The sequence below is a fragment of the Serratia sp. TSO36 genome (genome assembly GCF_057808395.1).
The window spans coordinates 279,467-298,597 of sequence record NZ_JBJZOU010000024.1 but is presented as its reverse complement, the minus strand read 5'-3'; the positions used below and the strand labels follow the sequence as shown (position 1 = coordinate 298,597).

Genomic DNA, 19,131 nt, shown 5'->3' with positions numbered 1-19,131 from the left:
GAGTCGTAAAGGGTCCATTAACATGCTCCAAAAGGCAGATAATTTGGTCGAAGTGCGCGACATGAGCTTCTCGCGCGGCGACCGACGGATATTTGAAGACATCAACCTGACGGTGCCTCGCGGTAAGGTCACGGCGATCATGGGGCCATCGGGCATCGGCAAAACCACGCTGCTGCGCCTGATAGGCGGCCAGCTGGCGCCGGACAGCGGGGAGATTTGGTTCGACGGCGACAACATTCCCGCGTTGTCCCGCCGTCAGTTATACGACGCGCGCAAAAAGATGAGCATGCTGTTCCAGTCGGGCGCGCTGTTCACCGATTTGACCGTGTTCGAAAACGTGGCCTACCCGCTGCGCGAGCACAGCAACCTGCCTGAACCCCTGCTGCGCAGCACGGTGCTGATGAAGCTGGAAGCGGTGGGGCTGCGCGGCGCGGCCCAGCTGATGCCCAATGAGCTTTCCGGCGGCATGGCGCGCCGGGCGGCGTTGGCGCGCGCGATCGCGCTGGACCCTGAGATGATCATGTTCGACGAACCTTTCGTCGGCCAGGATCCGATCACCATGGGGGTGCTGGTCAAGCTGATCGATGAGCTGAACCATGCGCTGGGCATTACCTGCATCGTGGTGTCGCACGACGTGCCGGAGGTGCTGAGCATCGCCGACTACGCCTATATCGTGGCCGATCACCGGGTGATCGCCGAAGGCACCACGCAGCAATTGCAGAACAATCCTGATGCGCGCGTGCGCCAGTTTCTGGATGGTATAGCGGATGGGCCGGTGCCGTTCCGCTATCCGGCCGGGGATTATCAGACCGAACTGCTAGGCTTAGGGAGTAAATAAGCTCATGTTATTAAGAGCGTTAGCGTCGTTGGGGCGCAGTGGCATCAACACCAGCGCCAGCTTCGGCCGCGCCGGGTTGATGCTGTTCAACGCGTTGATTGGCCGGCCGGAACCCGGCAAGCAGTGGCCGCTGTTGTTGAAACAGCTCTACAGCGTCGGCGTGCAGTCGCTGCTGATCATCATGGTCTCCGGGCTGTTCATCGGCATGGTGCTGGGCCTGCAGGGTTATATCGTGCTCACCACCTACAGCGCCGAGGCCAGCCTCGGCATGATGGTGGCGCTGTCGCTGCTGCGCGAGCTGGGGCCGGTGGTGACGGCGCTGCTGTTCGCCGGCCGCGCCGGTTCCGCGCTGACGGCGGAAATCGGCCTGATGAAGGCGACGGAGCAGATCTCCAGCCTGGAAATGATGGCGGTCGATCCGCTGCGGCGCATCGTGGCGCCGCGCTTCTGGGCGGGGCTGATCAGCATGCCGCTGTTGACCATCATTTTCGTGGCGATCGGCATCTGGGGCGGCTCGGTGGTCGGCGTGGACTGGAAGGGCATCGACAGCGGCTTCTTCTGGTCGGCGATGCAGGGCGCCGTAGAGTGGAAAAAAGATCTGCTCAACTGCCTGATCAAAAGCGTGGTATTCGCCATTACCGTAACCTGGATTGCCATTTTCAACGGGTACGACGCCGTGCCTACCTCTGAAGGGATTAGCCGGGCGACGACGCGTACCGTGGTGCATTCGTCACTGGCGGTGTTGGGATTGGATTTCGTGCTGACAGCACTGATGTTTGGGAATTGATTCGATGCAAACGAAGAAGAGTGAAATCTGGGTTGGGGCATTTATGCTGATCGCGCTGTGCGCCATCGTGTTTATCTGCCTGCAGGTGGCGAACCTTAAATCGATCGGCAGCGAGCCGACCTACCGCATTTACGCGACGTTCGACAACATCGGCGGCCTGAAACCGCGTTCGCCGGTGAAGATTGGCGGCGTGGTGATCGGCCGCGTGGCGGACATCGAACTCGATTCGAAAACCTACACGCCGCGCGTGGCGCTGGATATCCAGAAAAAGTACGACCAAATCCCGGATACCAGCTCGCTGGCGATCCGCACCTCCGGCCTGCTGGGCGAGCAATATCTGGCGCTTAACGTGGGCTTCGAAGATCCTGATATGGGCACCGCCATCCTGAAAGACGGCGGCACCATTCAGGACACCAAATCAGCCATGGTTCTGGAAGACCTGATCGGCCAGTTCCTGTATAAAAGCGGCGGTCAGGACAGCGCCAAACCGGGAGACGCGGCCGCTGAGCCGGCTGCCGGCGCCGCACCGCAACCCGCTGTTCCAAATCATTAAGAGAGGATACCTGCATGTTTAAACGTTTACTGATGGTGGCTCTGCTGGTGGTTGCACCGCTGGCGAGCGCAGCCGACCAAACCAATCCTTACAGCATGATGCAAGAAGCGGCGCAGAAGACCTTCAGTCGTTTGAAGAATGAACAGCCGAAGATCAAGCAGGACCCGAACTACCTGCGCTCCATCGTGCATCAGGAACTGATGCCGTTCGTGCAGGTGAAATACGCCGGCGCGCTGGTGCTGGGGCGCTACTACAAAGAGGCGACGCCTGCGCAGCGCGAAGCTTACTTCACCGCCTTCCAGGCTTACCTGGAGCAGGCTTACGGCCAGGCGCTGGCGATGTATCACGGCCAGACTTACCAGATCGCGCCTGAACAGCCGCTGGGCAATGCCGACATCGTGGCCATTCGCGTCACCATCATCGACAACGGCGGCCGCCCGCCGGTGCGTCTGGATTTCCAATGGCGCAAGAACAGCAAAACCGGCTACTGGCAGGCGTATGACATGATCGCCGAAGGCGTCAGCATGATCACCACCAAGCAGAACGAGTGGGCGTCCACGCTGCGTACTCAGGGCATCGACGGCCTGACCAAACAGCTGCAGGCCGCCGCCGCGCAGCCTATCACGCTGGACAAGAAAAACTGATGTCGGCAGCGCTCAGCTTCGAATCAGAGCAGCAGACGCTGATCCTGCGCGGTGAACTGGACCGGGAAACGCTGCAGCCGCTGTGGCGGCAGCGCGACGCGCTGATGGCGGATAAAACCGCGATCGACGTGGCGCAACTGCAGCGCGTAGACTCCGCCGGGCTGGCGCTGTTGCTGCATCTGCAGGAAGAGCAGCGCGAGCGCGGCGTCGCGCTGAAAATTTTCGGCGCCACCGAGCGCCTGAAAACGCTGATTGCGCTCTACAACCTGCAGGCGATAATGCCTGTCGATACCGCCGGTTAGCGGCGTTTTACGCCGCCCTTGCGTGGTAAAACGATACAAAGCCCCTGTTATGCAGGGGCTTTTTCTTTAGTTTAAGAAAACATCGTATTCCACTAAGATACTAGGCTGTTTATGATCCTTTAGCGGCAGAACTGGATACTATGGAAACCAACGAGATTAAAGACGTGCTGATGCAGGCATTGGCACTGGATGAAGTACATGTGACGGGCGACGGCAGCCATTTTCAGGCGATCGTGGTCGGCGAATTGTTCGCCGGCATGAGCCGCGTCAAAAAACAGCAGACGGTTTACGCACCGCTGATGGAATACATTGCGGACAACCGCATTCATGCCTTGTCTATCAAGGCGTACACCCCTGAAGAGTGGCAGCGAGACCGCAAACTCAACGGATTTTAAGGCTGTTTGCCCTGCCGGGCGGGCAGCTTCAGATTAGATAACAGAGAGTAGTCAGATGGATAAATTTCGTGTGCAGGGTCGGACCCGCCTGAGCGGTGAAGTGTCTATTTCCGGGGCCAAAAACGCCGCCCTGCCGATCCTGTTCGCCGCCCTGTTGGCGGAAGAGCCGGTCGAGCTGCAGAATGTCCCCAAGCTGAAGGACATCGACACCACCATTAAACTACTCAACCAGTTGGGTACCAAGATTGAGCGCAACGGTTCGGTCTTCGTGGACGCCAGCGGCGTGAACGAGTTCTGCGCCCCTTACGATCTGGTGAAAACCATGCGCGCTTCCATCTGGGCACTGGGGCCGCTGGTGGCGCGTTTCGGCCGCGGTCAGGTTTCCCTGCCGGGCGGCTGTGCGATCGGCGCGCGTCCGGTCGATCTGCACATCACCGGCCTCGAGCAGCTGGGTGCCGAGATCAAGCTGGAAGAAGGCTACGTCAAGGCGTCCGTCGAGGGCCGCCTGAAGGGCGCGCACATCGTTATGGACAAGGTGAGCGTGGGCGCGACCGTGACCATCATGAGTGCCGCGACCCTGGCGACCGGCACCACCGTTATCGAGAACGCCGCGCGTGAGCCGGAAATTGTCGATACCGCCAACTTCCTCAATACGCTGGGCGCGAAGATCAGCGGCGCCGGCAGCGACAAGATCACCATCGAGGGCGTCGAGCGTCTGGGCGGCGGCGTGTACCGCGTGCTGCCTGACCGCATCGAAACCGGCACCTTCCTGATCGCCGCCGCGGTTTCCGGCGGTAAAGTGATGTGCCGCAACACCCGTCCGGACACGCTGGATGCGGTGCTGGCCAAGCTGCGCGAAGCCGGTGCCGATATCGAAGTGGGCGAAGACTGGATCAGCCTGGACATGCACGGCAAACGCCCGAAAGCGGTCACCGTGCGCACCGCGCCTCACCCGGGCTTCCCGACCGACATGCAGGCCCAGTTCAGCCTGCTGAACCTGGTGGCGGAAGGCACCGGCGTCATCACCGAGACCATCTTCGAAAACCGCTTCATGCACGTGCCGGAACTGATCCGCATGGGCGCGCACGCGGAAATCGAGAGCAACACCGTGATCTGCCATGGCGTTGAACAGCTGTCCGGCGCTCAGGTGATGGCGACCGATCTGCGCGCTTCCGCCAGCCTGGTGATCGCCGGCTGCATCGCCGACGGCGTGACCGTCGTCGATCGCATCTACCACATCGATCGCGGCTATGAGCGTATTGAAGACAAGCTGCGCGCGCTGGGTGCTAACATCGAGCGCGTGAAAGGCGAGTAAGTCATTAGCGCCGGCGCGGCTGCGTCGGCAGGATGAAAATCAAAGGGCCGGCTATCAATGCCGGCCCTTTTTTAATTGTTGTCTTCCGGGAATTCGCCCACCGTCATTTTCAACGTAATGCGTTTGCCGTCGCGCAGCACGATAACCGGTATCTCGGTGCCTGGCCTGATCTCCGCCACTTGATCCATGGTCTCCAGCACGGACACCGCCGGTTTGTTATCCACGTTGATGATGATGTCGTTGATCTGGAAACCGGCGCTGCTCGCCGGGCCGTTCGGCGTGATTTCGGTCACGATGATGCCCTGCAGGCGATCGATGCCGGAATTGGAGGAACGCAGCGGAATGATTTCTTTGCCCTGAATGCCGAAATAGCCGCGGATAACGCGGCCGTCGCGGATCAGCTTGTCCATGATTTTGGTGGCCAGTTCGATCGGAATGGCGAAGCCGAGGCCCTCCGGCGTTTCGCCGTCGGTGATTTTGTCATAGGTCAGGGTGTTGATGCCGATCAGCTCGCCCAGCGAGTTGACCAGCGCGCCGCCGGAGTTGCCGCGGTTGATTGAGGCATCGGTCTGCAGGAATGTCTGCCGGCCGGTGGTGCTCATACTGATACGCCCGGTGGCGCTGAGGATGCCCTGAGTCACGGTCTGCCCCAGGTTGTACGGGTTGCCGATTGCCAGCACCACGTCGCCGACGTGGGCAACGCGATTTTTGTTGGTCGGGATCACCGGCAGGTTGCCGGGATCGATCTTCAGCACCGCCAAATCGGTCAGGCCGTCGGAGCCGACCAGCAGCGCTTCGTAGCGGCGGCCATCCTGCAACACCACGGTGATCTGCTGAGCGTCTTTGATCACGTGGCGGTTGGTGATGATATAGCCGCGTTCGTTCATGATCACGCCGGAACCGAGCGACAGCACGTTGGCGGCGCCGTTCAGGTTGCGGTTGTAGATGTTCACCACGGCGGGCGCGGCTCGGCGCACCGCTTTGTTGTAGCTCACCGGCGTTTCGTCGCTGGTATTCTCGGTTTTCTCTGCAAACAGGCCGTTGGAAGAGCGCAGCACGGGCAGAGCGGCCAACAGCAGGCCGGCAACGATGAGACCGATAACGACAGAACGCAAGAGCTTAGCAAACATGGAGTTTTCGTGGTGTGGTGAACGATGTTCGGAGGATAGCATGAGTTAACCGGGCGCAGTATGCCACCGAGCCCGGTTTTTGCACAAATTAACGCAGCAGCAGATAAATGGTTTCGTTACCGCGCACGATATTGAGCGCCATCACCGGCGGTTTGGCTTCCAGCACCTTGCGCAGCGCGGTGATGCTGTCCACGCGCTGGCGGTTGACGCCGATGATCACGTCGCCTTTTTGCAGGCCGATTTGCGCTGCCGTCGAGCCTTTATCCACGTTCTCCACCTTCACGCCCTTGTCGCCGCTCGGCAGCGCGCCGTTGCTGAGGGAAACCCCCTGCAGCGCCGGCGTCAGCGTTTCGGCATTGGTCGAGGCGCTCTCGCTGTTGTCCAGCGTGACCGAGACTTCCTGCGGTTTGCCGTCGCGCAGCAGGCCCACCTTGAGGGTTTTGCCCGGCGCGGTGGTGCCGACCTTGGCGCGCAGTTCGGCGAAGCTGTTCACCGGCTTGCCGTCGACGGAAACCAGAATATCCCCGGCTTTGATGCCGGCCTTGGCGGCGGCGGATTTCGGCAGCACTTCGCTGACGAAGGCGCCGCGCTGCGCGTCGGTGTTGAAGGCTTTAGCCATGTCCGGGGTCATTTCACTGCCCTTGATGCCGAGCAGGCCGCGTTTCACTTCGCCGAATTCGATCAGCTGCTGGCTCAGGTTCTGCGCCATATTGCTCGGAATGGCGAAGCCGATGCCGACGTTGCCGCCGCTCGGCGCCAGAATGGCGGTATTGATGCCGATCAGCTCGCCGTTCAGGTTAACCAACGCGCCGCCGGAGTTGCCGCGGTTGATCGAGGCGTCGGTCTGAATGAAGTTTTCCAGCCCTTCCAGATTCAGGCCGGTGCGGCCCAATGCCGAAATGATGCCGGAGGTGGCGGTTTGGCCCAGGCCAAACGGGTTGCCGACCGCCACGGCGAAGTCGCCGACGCGCAGCTGATCGGAATCGGCCATCTTGATGGCGGTCAGGTTTTTGGTGTCGCTGAGCTGCAGCAGGGCGATGTCGGATTGCTCATCGCGGCCGACCAGTTTGGCATCCAGTTCGCGGCCGTCGTTCAACTGCACGCGGATTTTATCGGCGTTGTTGATGACGTGGTTGTTGGTCAGCACGTAGCCTTTGGCAGCGTCGATGATGACGCCGGAGCCCAGCCCTTCAAACGGGCGAGAGCTCTGCTGCTGACCGGGGAAATTGGGGCCGAAGAAGCGTCTGAACTCTTCCGGCAGCTGTTGACGCTGCACCTGGGTGCCGGCGACATGCACGCTCACGACGGCGGGCAAGACTTTTTCCAGCATCGGCGCCAGGCTCGGCAGCGGCTGCCCCTGAACGGCGACGGGCAGGGCCGCGTTGGCCACCGGTGCGGCGCTGAGCGCCAGGCCGAGGCTCATTGCCAATGCACTAAGAATTAACGACTTTTTCTTCATTGATGATAACTCTCTCAATACCTGCCGATGAAAATTTGATGATAAGGCAATCACCTTGTCATAGTGAAGGGTAAGACCGTGAATTTGCGTGCAAAGTTCAGTAAAGGTAATGCGAAGGAAGGTCAATAAGGCACAAACGGGGTTAAACCCGCGGGTGGCCCCGCGGGTGAAGAAGGGGTATCAGTCGCGGCGCGCGCTTTGGCCGCGCAGCAGGCCGGAGGCCCCTTCAGAATAGTCGCGCGGCATTTCCACCGGCGCCTGATCGTTGTCCGCTTCCGCTTCGGTCAGGCGATAGCGGAACGGGTTCTCCTGCATCGGCAGATCCGGCAGCAGGTTGTTGGAGCTTTTCGCCATATGCTGATACAGCTGACGATAATCGCGCGCCATGTTGTCCAGCAGCTCGGCGCTGCGGGCAAAGTGGCCGACCAGCTCCTGACGGTACTCTTCCAGCTCGGTTTTGCTCTTGTCCAGCTCGTTCTGCAGGACTTGTTGTTGACGTAATTTACGGTTGCCAAAACGCATCGCCACCGCACCAATCACGATACCGACGACCAAACCAATCAGCGCATACTCCCAGGTCATGATGACTCCTATTTTGACTTCGTTGTTCCGCAGGGATTTTTCACTTAATAATATCCACTATAACCGTTAACCTTGTCAGAGTGGAATCCTGATGCGCTTCCACCCAGTGTTTACAGGGTTTTCAGCGGCGCCCGCAGCGGGCATTTGTGGCGATAACGGTGCGAATCGGCATCAACTTGCCGCCAACGTTGGCTAAATAATTTCTAAGCGTTCTTAGGGAACATCGAACAGATGCAGGCACTATCACCGTTATCTCGCTACCAGCAGGCGCTGGAGGCGGGGGAATATCAGGCCGATGAGGTTCAACGCCGGGCCGTCACTCAACTGGATCGCATTTATCAGGCCTTGCTGCAAAAACCGGCGGCGAGCGCGCCGGCCGGCGGGCTGCGCGGCAAGCTCAGCCGTTTGCTGGGCAAAGGCGGCGAAACGGCGCCGCAGCGCCCGGTGCAGGGGCTGTATATGTGGGGCGGCGTCGGGCGCGGCAAAACCTGGTTGATGGACATGTTCTTCCACAGCCTGCCGGGCGATCGCAAAATGCGTCTGCACTTCCACCGCTTCATGCTGCGGGTGCATGAAGAGCTGACCGAGCTGCAAGGGCGGGAAAACCCACTGGACATTGTCGCCGACGGCTTCAAGGCCGAAACCGACGTATTGTGCTTCGACGAATTCTTCGTGTCCGACATCACCGACGCCATGCTGCTGGCCACGCTGCTGCAGGCGCTGTTCGCCCGCGGCATCACGCTGGTGGCCACGTCGAACATCCCGCCGGACGATCTGTATCGCAACGGCCTGCAGCGGGCGCGTTTCCTGCCGGCTATCGATCTGATCAACGAGTTCTGCGACGTGATGAACGTCGACGCCGGCATCGACTATCGTCTGCGCACCCTGACCCAGGCTCACCTCTATCTGACGCCGCTGAACGACCAGACGCGCGCGACCCTGGATCGGATGTTCGTCAAACTGGCGGGCAAGGCGGGGGAGGAGGCGCCGGTGCTGCAGATCAACCATCGGCCGCTGCAGGCCATTCGTTCGGTGGACGGCGTGCTGGCGGTGGATTTCCACACGCTGTGCGAAGAGGCGCGCAGCCAGCTGGATTACATTGCGCTGTCGCGGCTGTATCACAGCGTGATCCTGTATAATGTGCAGGTGATGGGGCCGCTGAAAGAGAATACCGCGCGCCGTTTCCTGGCGCTGGTGGACGAATTCTACGAGCGGCACGTCAAGCTGGTGATCGGCGCCGAGGCGTCGATGTTCGAGATCTACCAGGGGGAACGGCTTAAGTTCGAGTACCAGCGCTGCCTGTCGCGCCTGCAGGAAATGCAGAGCGAAGAGTACCTCAAGCTGCCGCATCTGCCCTGAGTCCGCCGGGCCTATCGCCGGTTGCCTGCCGCCGGCGATAAATTTATTTTCCATTCAAAAACCGTTCGATCTTTGTGAGCGACTTCTCTATAATCTTGCGACCCCACGTTACAACAAAGTTTTTTTTCCCAAAAACTTTATAGTGCCGGCAATGGCTATTCGAAGGGGTAGGTTTGCTGGACTTGTATGGTCGTGTGAGCCTCAACTGTTTTCGAGCGTTTGGGTGTTCACCAACGTGTAACTAATTATTGGGTAAGCTTTCTAATGAAAACTTTTACAGCTAAACCAGAAACCGTAAAACGCGACTGGTACGTTGTTGATGCAGATGGTAAAACTTTAGGCCGTCTCGCTACTGAACTGGCTCGTCGCCTGCGCGGCAAGCATAAAGCGGAATACACCCCGCACGTGGATACCGGTGATTACATCATCGTTCTGAATGCTGACAAAGTTGCTGTAACCGGCAACAAGCGTACAGACAAAGTGTACTACCACCACACCGGCCACATCGGTGGTATCAAGCAAGCGACCTTTGAAGAGATGATTGCCCGCCGTCCTGAGCGCGTGATTGAAATCGCGGTTAAAGGCATGCTGCCAAAGGGCCCGCTGGGTCGTGCTATGTTCCGTAAACTGAAAGTTTACGCGGGCACCGAGCACAATCACGCGGCACAGCAACCGCAAGTTCTGGACATTTAATCGGGATTAATGGCAATGGCTGAAAATCAATACTACGGCACTGGTCGCCGCAAAAGCTCCGCCGCTCGCGTCTTCATCAAGCCGGGCAACGGTAACATCGTTATCAACCAGCGCAGCCTGGAACAGTACTTCGGTCGCGAAACTGCCCGCATGGTAGTTCGTCAGCCGCTGGAACTGGTCGACATGGTTGGCAAACTGGATCTGTACATCACCGTTAAAGGTGGTGGTATCTCCGGTCAAGCTGGCGCTATCCGTCACGGTATCACCCGTGCACTGATGGAATACGATGAGACTCTGCGTTCTGAACTGCGTAAAGCTGGCTTCGTCACCCGTGACGCTCGTCAGGTTGAACGTAAGAAAGTCGGTCTGCGTAAAGCACGTCGTCGTCCGCAGTTCTCCAAGCGTTAATTTTCGCTGCTTCGGCAGTGCGATTTACGCAAAAAACCCGGTGCTTCACCGGGTTTTTTTATGCCTGAAATCCGCCATCCCCGACTAAAATCTGTGGCATATCAGACAATTCAACATGAATTCGCCGCACCGCCCCCACAAAACAAGCAAAATCTGGTAAACTATCACCCACTTTTGCGCCTGTTCGCCGTGCAGTTGACCCCCTGGGCCGGTTTTTCATGGGCTCGGGTCGCGCTGCGTGCTGCCGGCCTGCGGCAAGATTATTCAGGATAGCAGCCTGTCAGTTGGCTATTCGCAGTATTTTCTAGATAACTTGGAGGTTTTCATGGCTGTCGCTGCCAACAAACGTTCGGTAATGACGCTGTTCTCTGGCCCGACCGACATTTTTAGCCATCAAGTACGCATCGTACTGGCGGAGAAAGGTGTCAGCGTCGAGATCGAGCAGGTCGAAATGGATAACCTGCCGCAAGATCTGATTGACCTCAACCCTTACCAGACGGTGCCTACGCTGGTCGATCGCGAACTGACCCTGTATGAATCCCGCATCATCATGGAATACCTGGATGAGCGTTTCCCGCACCCGCCGCTGATGCCGGTTTACCCGGTTGCCCGTGGCGAGAGCCGTCTGATGATGCTGCGCATCGAGAAGAACTGGTACTCGCTGATGGACAAGATCGAGAAGAGCAGCGGTCAGGAAGCGGAATCCGCCCGTCGCCAACTGCGTGAAGAGCTGCTGGCGATCGCGCCGATCTTCGGTCAGACGCCGTATTTCATGAGCGAAGAGTTCAGCCTGGTGGATTGCTACCTGGCGCCGCTGTTGTGGCGTCTGCCGCAGCTGGGCATCGAATTGAGCGGTGCCGGCTCCAAAGAGCTGAAAGGCTACATGACCCGCGTCTTCGAGCGCGACGCCTTCCTGGCTTCCCTGACCGAAGCCGAGCGTGAAATGCGCCTGCAGACCCGGGGCTAAGCGCGATGGACATGTCTCAGATGACGCCGCGTCGCCCGTATCTGCTGCGGGCGTTCTACGACTGGCTGCTGGATAACCAGCTGACGCCGCACCTGGTGGTCGACGTGACTCGCCCGGACGTGCAGGTGCCGATGGAGTTCGCGCGTGACGGCCAGATCGTGCTGAATATCGCGCCGCGCGCGGTAGGCAACCTGGCGTTGGGCAACGAAGACGTGCAGTTCAACGCGCGCTTCGGCGGCGTGCCGCGTCAGGTTTCGGTGCCGATGGCCGCCGTGTTGGCGATCTATGCGCGTGAAAACGGCGCCGGCACGATGTTCGAACCGGAAGCCGCCTACGACGAGAGCGAAGGCGTGTTCGAAGGCCTGGACAATGAGACGATCCCTTCGGAAACGCTGATGTCGGTGATCGACGGCGATCGCCCGGACACCGCGGAAGACAACGGCCCGGACGACGAACCGCCGCAGCCGCCGCGCGGTGGCCGCCCGGCGCTGCGCGTGGTGAAATAAGCCCGCGCGAACAAACGAAAAAGCACCTCATGGGGTGCTTTTTTTTTGCCCGGCAGAAATGAATCAGCCTTTCAAGGCGGCAATGCAGGCATCGCGCGGCGCGCTGAGATCGCCTACGCGCACGGTGGACAAGGCACGGGTTGCGCGCTGGCGGAAACTGGTGACGGCGGTGTCGCCTTGCACTTCCGGCGGCGCGGTGCAAATGTCATTGAGCGGCAGATCGTTGCCTTTGTTGAGCGCCTGCAACACCGCCGCCGGATTGTAGATCAGGGCGGCGGAGAGGGCCGATTTGATGCCGGCGGTAAAGCCGGCATTGCCGCCGCCGGCCAGCTTGGGCGCCAGGGCAATCCAATTGTCGTCCCCCAGCCGGATGCTGTTTTCCACGGCGTTGAACTGCCCGGCCTTGCCTAACTGAGCCACGACCGGCCGCGCGCCGCGCGCTTCGATATTGTAACCAACCTCCTGCGAATCCAGCGCCATGGCTGAAGCGCTGAAACTGACGGCCAGCAGCGCGCCGGCCAACAGGGAAATGGAGCATTTCATGTTCGCTATCCTTATCTCGGTGTCAGGCGCAGCCGCGCCCCGCAATGGTGCCAACTCAATACTATAGCGCGTTGAGACGGTGAGGAGAGGGGGAGGAGTGACAAAGCGTGGCAGGCTAAAAACGGAGGCCCGGCAATATGCCGGGCCTCCGATGGTACGGAAGGTTTACACTTCCAGGTAGTTCATGATGCCATCTGCCGCTTTGCGGCCTTCGGCGATCGCTGTCACCACCAGGTCGGAGCCACGCACCGCGTCGCCGCCGGCGAAGATTTTCGGGTTGCTGGTCTGGAACGCGTTGTCGCTACCTTCCGGCGCCAGGATGCGGCCCTGTTTATCGAGCTGCACGTCGTGCGCCGCCAGCCAGTCCATGCGGTGCGGGCGGAAGCCGAACGCCATCACCACCGCGTCCGCGTCGATCACGTGTTCGGAACCCGGTACCTGCTCCGCCGCCTGACGGCCGTTGGCATCCGGCGCGCCCAGCTGGGTGCGCACCATTTTCACCCCGGCCACGCGGCCGGCGCTGTTCAGTTCGATGCTCAGCGGCTGCAGGTTGAACTGGAAGTCCACCCCTTCTTCCCGGGCGTTCTTCACTTCGCGCTTGGAGCCCGGCATGTTGGCTTCGTCGCGGCGGTAGGCGCAGATGACCTGCGTCGCGCCCTGGCGCACCGAGGTGCGCACGCAGTCCATGGCGGTATCGCCGCCGCCCAGCACCACCACCCGCTTGCCCTCCATGCTGACGTAAGGCTCGTGCTGATCGGCTTCATACCCCATCAGCTGCTTGGTGTTGGCGATCAGGAACGGCAGCGCGTCGTACACGCCCTGCGCTTCCTCGTTCTCCAGGCCGCCGCGCATCGACTGATAGGTGCCGACGCCGAGGAATACCGCATCGTACTCGCTCAGCAAGGTCTCCATGCTGACGTCTTTGCCCACTTCGGTGTTCAGCTGGAACTCGATGCCCATCTCGCTGAAAATGCCGCGGCGTTTGACCATCACTTCCTTTTCCAGCTTGAAGGCCGGGATGCCGAAGGTCAGCAGGCCGCCGATCTCAGGATGACGGTCATACACCACCGCTTTGACGCCGTTACGGGTCAACACGTCGGCGCAGGCCAGCCCGGCAGGGCCGGCGCCGACGATCGCCACGCGCTTGCCGGTCGGCTGCACGTGCGACATGTCCGGCTTCCAGCCCATTTCGATGGCCTTATCGCTGATGTAGCGCTCGATATTGCCGATGGTGACCGCGCCGAACTCGTCGTTCAGGGTGCAGGAGCCTTCGCACAGGCGATCCTGCGGGCACACGCGGCCGCACACTTCCGGCAGGCTGTTGGTCTGATGCGCCAGGTCCGCCGCTTCCATGATGCGGCCTTCGTTGGCCAGCTTCAGCCAGTTCGGGATGTAGTTGTGCACCGGGCACTTCCACTCGCAATACGGGTTGCCGCAGGACAGACAGCGGTCAGCCTGGGCCTTGGCCTGGGTTTCCGAAAACGGTTCGTAGATCTCGACGAACTCGATTTTGCGGATCTTCAGCGGTTTCTTTGGCGGATCAACACGCTGCAGGTCGATAAATTGATAAACGTTCTGGCTCATTAATGACCTACCTCTTACTGCGCCTGCACCCGCAGCTCGGCTGCGGAACGGCTACGGTGACCCAACAGCGCTTTGACATCGCTGGACTTCGGTTTGACCAGGGCGAACTTCGGCGCCCACTCCGGCCAGTTGGCCAGGATCTCTTCCGCGCGGGAAGAGCCGGTCGCCTGCACGTGTTCGGTGATCAGGCCGCGCAGGTGCTCCTCATGGATCGCCAGCTGATCGACATCCAGCACTTCCACCAGCTCCGGGTTCACGCGCTTGCGGAACTCGCCGTCTTCGTCCAGCACGTAGGCGAAGCCGCCGGTCATGCCCGCACCGAAGTTGATGCCGGTTTTACCCAGCACGCAGACGATGCCGCCGGTCATGTATTCGCAGCCGTTGTCGCCGATGCCTTCCACCACGGTGATGGCGCCGGAGTTGCGCACCGCGAAGCGTTCGCCCGCGCGGCCGGCGGCGAACAGCTTGCCGCCGGTGGCGCCGTACAGACAGGTGTTGCCGACGATGCTGGCTTCATGGCTGCGGAAGGCGGAGCCGATCGGCGGACGCACCGCGATGCTGCCGCCGGCCATGCCTTTGCCGACATAGTCGTTGGCGTCGCCGGTCAGGGTCAGCTCGACGCCGCCGGCGTTCCAGACGCCGAAGCTCTGCCCGGCGGTGCCGGAGAAGTGCGCCTTGATCGGATCGGCCGCCATGCCCTGATCGCCGTGCACGTCGGCGATAGCGCCGGACAGCATGGCGCCCACGGAGCGGTCGGTGTTGCGAATGTCGAAGTAGAAGGTTTTACCCTGCTTCGCTTCGATATGCGGCTGCGCCTGCGCCAGCAGCTCTTTGTTGAGCAAGCCCTTGTCGAACGCCGGGTTGCTGCTTTCGGTGCAGTACACCGCTTTGCCCGGATGCGGCGTGGCGGTTTTCAGCAGCGGCGACAGATCCAGCTTGTTCTGCTTGGCGGAGATGCCGTCCAGCTCGGTCAGGAACTCGGTGCGGCCGATCAGATCCACCAGTTGGCTCACGCCCAGCTGCGCCATGATCTCGCGGGTTTCACGCGCGATAAACTGGAAGTAATTCGTCACGCGTTCCGGCAGGCCGTGGTAGTGATCGCGGCGCAGCTTGTCGTCCTGAGTCGCAACGCCGGTCGCGCAGTTGTTGAGGTGGCAGATGCGCAGGTATTTACAGCCCAGCGCCACCATCGGCCCGGTGCCGAAGCCGAAGCTTTCCGCGCCCAGGATCGCAGCCTTGACGATGTCGACGCCGGTTTTCAGGCCGCCGTCCACCTGCAGGCGGATCTTGTGGCGCAGGCCGTTGGCCACCAGCGCCTGCTGGGTTTCCACCAGGCCCAGTTCCCACGGACAGCCGGCGTATTTCACCGAGGACAGCGGGCTGGCGCCGGTGCCGCCGTCGTAACCGGCGATGGTGATCAGATCGGCATAGGCTTTCGCCACGCCGGTGGCGATGGTGCCGACGCCCGGTTCGGACACCAGTTTCACCGAGATCACCGCTTTCGGGTTGACCTGCTTCAGGTCGAAGATCAGCTGCGCCAGATCTTCGATCGAGTAGATGTCGTGGTGCGGCGGCGGGGAGATCAGCGTTACGCCCGGCACCGAGTAACGCAGTCTGGCGATGTACGGAGTCACCTTGTCGCCCGGCAGCTGGCCGCCTTCGCCCGGTTTGGCGCCCTGCGCCACCTTAATCTGGATCACGTCGGCGTTCACCAGGTAGGCCGGCGTCACGCCGAAGCGGCCGGAGGCCACCTGTTTGATGCGCGACACCTTGTTGGTGCGGTAGCGCGCCGGATCTTCGCCGCCTTCGCCGGAGTTGGAGAAGCCGCCGAGGCCGTTCATGGCGATCGCCAGCGATTCGTGCGCTTCCGGGCTCAGTGCGCCGATCGACATCGCCGCGGTGTCGAAGCGTTTGAACAGCGACTCCGCCGGTTCAACCTGATCGACCGGGATCGGTTCGCCTTTCGGCGTGATGGCCAGCAGATCGCGCAGCATGGCGACCGGCCGCTCGTTCACCAGCTTGGCGTAGGCCTGATAGTCGCTATATTCCCCGCTGTGTACCGCTTTTTGCAGCGAGTTCACCACGTCCGGGTTGTAGGCGTGGTATTCGCCGCCGTGCACGAATTTCAACAGGCCGCCTTGCTCCAGCGGTTTGCGTTTCAGCCAGGCGCGCTTGGAAAGGTTCTGCAGATCCTGCTGGAAGTCGCTGAAGCTGGCGCCGCCGATGCGGCTGACCACGCCCTGGAAGCACAGATCCGCCAGATCGCGATGCAGGCCGACCGCTTCGAACAGCTTGGAGCAGCGGTAAGAGGCGATGGTCGAGATGCCCATTTTGGACATGATCTTGTACAGGCCTTTATTGATGCCGTTGCGGTAGTTCAGCATCACGTCGCGGTATTTCTTGTCGATCGCCTGGCTGTCCACCAGCTTGGCCAGGGTTTCATAGGCCAGGTACGGGTAGATGGCGGTCGCGCCGAAGCCGAGCAGCACGGCGAAGTGGTGCGGATCGCGGGCGCTGGCGGTTTCAACGATCAGGTTGGCGTCGCAGCGCAGGCTTTTCTCAACTAGGCGGGTTTGCACGGCGCCGACCGCCATCGGGGCCGGGACCGGCAGGCGGCCGGGCGCGATGGCGCGGTCGGACAGCACCAACAGCACCGCGCCTTCGCGCACCTTGCGTTCCGCTTCGTCGCACAGGGCGCGAATGGTCTGCTCCAGATCCTGCTGCTGCGGATCGAAGGTCAGATCGAGCGTCTCGGCGCGATAGTATTCGCCTTCCAGCGTGGTGAGCTGTTTGAAATCGGAGTACAGCAGGATCGGCGATTTGAAGCTCAGGCGGTGCGCCTGGCCTTCGGCTTCGCAGAACACGTTCATTTCACGGCCGATGCTGGTGGCCAGCGACATGACGTGCGCTTCGCGCAGCGGATCGATCGGCGGGTTGGTGACCTGCGCGAACTGCTGGCGGAAATAGTCGTAAACGATGCGCGGCCGGCTGGAGAGCACGGCGAACGGGGTATCGTCGCCCATCGAACCGGTGGCTTCCTGGCCGATCTCGCCCAGCACGCGGATCACCTGATCCAGCTCTTCGCTGCTGTAGCCGAACTGTTTCTGGTAGGTTTCGAGCTGTGCGTCGTCGAGTTCGCGGCTGCCGACCTGATCGTCCGGCAGATCTTCGAACGGCACCAGACGTTTGACGTTTTTCTCCATCCACTCTTTATACGGGTGGCGGCTTTTCAGATCGTTGTCGGTTTCCGCCGAGTGCAGGATGCGGCCGCTGCGGGTGTCGATCACCATCAGCTCGCCGGGGCCGACGCGGCCTTTTTCCACCACTTCATCCGGCTGGTAATCCCAGATGCCGACTTCGGAGGCGCAGGTGATCAGCTTGTCTTTGGTGATCACATAGCGCGCCGGGCGCAGGCCGTTGCGATCGAGGTTACAGGCGGCGTAGCGGCCGTCGGACATCACGATGCCGGCCGGGCCGTCCCACGGCTCCATGTGCATCGAGTTGAAGTCGAAGAAGGCGCGCAGATCGCCGTCCATGTCCGGGTTGTTCTGCCAGGCCGGCGGCACCAGCAGGCGCATGGCGCGGATGAGATCCATCCCGCCCGCCAGCAGCAGCTCCAGCATGTTGTCCAGCGAGCTGGAGTCGGAGCCGGTTTCGTTGACGAACGGCGCGGCGGCCTGCAGATCCGGGATCAGCGGCGTTTGGAATTTGTAGGTACGGGCACGCGCCCATTGGCGGTTGCCGGTGATGGTGTTGATTTCGCCGTTGTGCGCCAGGTAGCGGAACGGCTGCGCCAGCGGCCAGCGCGGCACAGTGTTGGTGGAGAAGCGCTGGTGGAACAGGCAAATGGCCGATTCCAGGCGCAGGTCCGCCAGATCGAGATAGAAGCGCGGTAGATCCGCAGGCATGCACAGGCCTTTATAGATCGTCACCAGATTGGAGAAGCTGCAGACGTAGAAGCTGTTGTCCTGCACGCGTTTCTCGATGCGGCGGCGCGCCACGAACAGGCGGCGCTCCATATCGCGCGGGCGCCAGCCGGCGGGGGCGTTAACGAAGATTTGCTCGATGCGCGGCAGGGAGGAGAGGGCGATTTCACCCAGCACGTCCGGGTTGGTTGGCACTTCGCGCCAGCCGACGATCGACAGCGTTTCGTTTTGCAGCTCTTCTTCCACGATGCGGCGGCTGAGGCGCGCTTCCTCTTCATTCTGGCTGAGGAACATCATGCCGACGGCGTAGTTCTTGGCCAAACGCCAGCCGCGCTCTTCCGCCACCATGCGGAAGAAGCGATCGGGTTTTTGCAGCAACAGGCCGCAGCCGTCGCCGGTCTTGCCGTCGGCCAAGATCGCGCCGCGGTGCTGCATGCGGGCCAGCGCGTGAATGGCGGTGCGCACCACCTTGTGGCTAGGTTCGCCTTCTATGTGGGCGATCAGGCCGAAACCACAGTTGTCCCTCTCTTGGGATTTATCGTACAACATATCGTGAACCTCCCCAGGCTCTGCGTGACTCTCACAACCTACTGCGAGGGGGCTTCCCAATTTCAGGCAGAAGTCCAATCAGCAAGTTAACCCCGCCAATCTGCTTTTCCGCCCTCCATCAATGGCCTCTCGTGACGGTCTCACAAGTGGTATAGGACTTGTTTTAAGAGGGAGTCTTCAATTACTGCATAAATATGACGAGACGTTTGCCCGTCCAGAAAGCTTCCAGCGGACTTCCAACTTAGCGAGAAAGAATTCGCAGGTCAAATGTGGGCTTAAGATAGATTCTTATCGAATTTATGGTATTTATTTATTTGAAAAATAAGGTATTTAATGCATTTTTGCACTATCGTGGGGCAACGCCGATCCCCGCAGAAGTGTGAGCTGTCTCACTATAGTGCAACCCCTTAATCTCTGCACCATGCTAGTGCGGGGGTTAATGGCAGAGTTTTATTCTATAAGATATTGCTTGGTTGATGTTTATGACTATTTTTCACCGTGTTGTCATATTGCCGTTAACGGTTGCGTGACGATTAGAATAATTCATCAGAATTATAGTGAATTTATTTGCGTTTATGATGAATAGTTATG

The 19,131-nt window shown here is 60.4% G+C and carries 18 protein-coding genes; 12 read left to right on the top strand and 6 right to left on the bottom strand.

Annotated features, from left to right (window positions below):
• The first annotated feature begins 22 nt into the window (after positions 1–22).
• The 7 genes from mlaF (at position 23) to murA (ending at position 4,834) form a co-directional block, all read left to right on the top strand.
• Positions 23–838: a phospholipid ABC transporter ATP-binding protein MlaF gene (mlaF, locus tag ACK3CV_RS22155; RefSeq protein ID WP_028127533.1), complete on the top strand. Its 816-nt coding sequence runs from the start codon at positions 23–25 to the stop codon at positions 836–838.
• 4 nt (positions 839–842) lie between these two features.
• Positions 843–1,625 (top strand): lipid asymmetry maintenance ABC transporter permease subunit MlaE, encoded by a 783-nt coding sequence (gene mlaE / locus ACK3CV_RS22150; RefSeq protein WP_004937059.1) that lies wholly within the window; start codon positions 843–845, stop codon positions 1,623–1,625.
• Positions 1,626–1,629: 4 nt separating this feature from the next.
• Positions 1,630–2,178, top strand: coding sequence for an outer membrane lipid asymmetry maintenance protein MlaD (gene mlaD, locus ACK3CV_RS22145; RefSeq protein WP_033636129.1), 549 nt, complete (start codon positions 1,630–1,632; stop codon positions 2,176–2,178).
• A 14-nt stretch (positions 2,179–2,192) separates the two neighbouring features.
• Positions 2,193–2,822 (top strand): phospholipid-binding protein MlaC, encoded by a 630-nt coding sequence (gene mlaC, locus ACK3CV_RS22140; protein WP_033636128.1) that lies wholly within the window; start codon positions 2,193–2,195, stop codon positions 2,820–2,822.
• On the top strand, positions 2,822–3,124 hold the full coding sequence (mlaB, locus tag ACK3CV_RS22135) for a lipid asymmetry maintenance protein MlaB (protein WP_016930202.1): 303 nt from the start codon (positions 2,822–2,824) through the stop codon (positions 3,122–3,124). Before mlaC ends, mlaB begins: the two co-directional genes overlap by 1 nt.
• 140 nt (positions 3,125–3,264) lie before the next feature.
• Positions 3,265–3,519, top strand: a complete 255-nt coding sequence (ibaG, locus tag ACK3CV_RS22130) for a BolA family iron metabolism protein IbaG (protein ID WP_004937066.1) — start codon at positions 3,265–3,267, stop codon at positions 3,517–3,519.
• A gap of 55 nt (positions 3,520–3,574) precedes the next feature.
• The gene (murA, locus tag ACK3CV_RS22125; protein WP_004937068.1) at positions 3,575–4,834 is read left to right on the top strand and encodes a UDP-N-acetylglucosamine 1-carboxyvinyltransferase; all 1,260 of its coding nucleotides are present in this window, start codon (positions 3,575–3,577) and stop codon (positions 4,832–4,834) included.
• 71 nt (positions 4,835–4,905) lie between these two features.
• Here the strand turns inward: murA and degS are convergent, their stop codons facing one another.
• The 3 genes from degS to zapG form a co-directional block, all read right to left on the bottom strand.
• On the bottom strand, positions 4,906–5,964 hold the full coding sequence (gene degS, locus ACK3CV_RS22120) for an outer membrane-stress sensor serine endopeptidase DegS (RefSeq protein WP_033636127.1): 1,059 nt from the start codon (positions 5,962–5,964) through the stop codon (positions 4,906–4,908).
• An 88-nt stretch (positions 5,965–6,052) separates the two neighbouring features.
• On the bottom strand, positions 6,053–7,423 hold the full coding sequence (gene degQ / locus ACK3CV_RS22115; protein ID WP_103799130.1) for a serine endoprotease DegQ: 1,371 nt from the start codon (positions 7,421–7,423) through the stop codon (positions 6,053–6,055).
• Between the two features lie 180 nt (positions 7,424–7,603).
• Positions 7,604–8,005: a Z-ring associated protein ZapG gene (gene zapG, locus ACK3CV_RS22110; protein ID WP_004937074.1), complete on the bottom strand. Its 402-nt coding sequence runs from the start codon at positions 8,003–8,005 to the stop codon at positions 7,604–7,606.
• A gap of 231 nt (positions 8,006–8,236) precedes the next feature.
• Between zapG and zapE the strand changes: the two genes are divergently transcribed.
• From zapE to sspB, 5 genes are all read left to right on the top strand, one after another.
• Positions 8,237–9,364, top strand: a complete 1,128-nt coding sequence (gene zapE / locus ACK3CV_RS22105) for a cell division protein ZapE (RefSeq protein WP_033648999.1) — start codon at positions 8,237–8,239, stop codon at positions 9,362–9,364.
• A gap of 264 nt (positions 9,365–9,628) precedes the next feature.
• On the top strand, positions 9,629–10,057 hold the full coding sequence (gene rplM, locus ACK3CV_RS22100) for a 50S ribosomal protein L13 (RefSeq protein ID WP_004937079.1): 429 nt from the start codon (positions 9,629–9,631) through the stop codon (positions 10,055–10,057).
• A gap of 15 nt (positions 10,058–10,072) precedes the next feature.
• Positions 10,073–10,465 (top strand): 30S ribosomal protein S9, encoded by a 393-nt coding sequence (gene rpsI / locus ACK3CV_RS22095; protein ID WP_004937080.1) that lies wholly within the window; start codon positions 10,073–10,075, stop codon positions 10,463–10,465.
• A 325-nt stretch (positions 10,466–10,790) separates the two neighbouring features.
• Entirely contained in the window at positions 10,791–11,432 is a 642-nt protein-coding gene (gene sspA, locus ACK3CV_RS22090; protein ID WP_025304366.1) for a stringent starvation protein SspA, read from the top strand.
• Positions 11,433–11,437: 5 nt separating this feature from the next.
• Positions 11,438–11,938 (top strand): ClpXP protease specificity-enhancing factor, encoded by a 501-nt coding sequence (gene sspB, locus ACK3CV_RS22085; protein ID WP_004937084.1) that lies wholly within the window; start codon positions 11,438–11,440, stop codon positions 11,936–11,938.
• A 63-nt stretch (positions 11,939–12,001) separates the two neighbouring features.
• Here sspB and ACK3CV_RS22080 read toward each other — a convergent pair whose 3' ends face one another.
• From ACK3CV_RS22080 to gltB, 3 genes are all read right to left on the bottom strand, one after another.
• The gene (locus ACK3CV_RS22080) at positions 12,002–12,481 is read right to left on the bottom strand and encodes a hypothetical protein (RefSeq protein WP_033649000.1); all 480 of its coding nucleotides are present in this window, start codon (positions 12,479–12,481) and stop codon (positions 12,002–12,004) included.
• Between the two features lie 165 nt (positions 12,482–12,646).
• Positions 12,647–14,065 carry a glutamate synthase small subunit gene (locus ACK3CV_RS22075; RefSeq protein WP_033649001.1) on the bottom strand — a complete coding sequence of 473 codons (1,419 nt, stop codon included), beginning with the start codon at positions 14,063–14,065 and terminating at the stop codon, positions 12,647–12,649.
• Between the two features lie 14 nt (positions 14,066–14,079).
• A complete protein-coding gene (gltB, locus tag ACK3CV_RS22070; RefSeq protein WP_033649002.1) occupies positions 14,080–18,540 on the bottom strand; it encodes a glutamate synthase large subunit in 4,461 nt (1,486 codons plus the stop codon).
• Between the last annotated feature and the right edge of the window lie 591 nt (positions 18,541–19,131).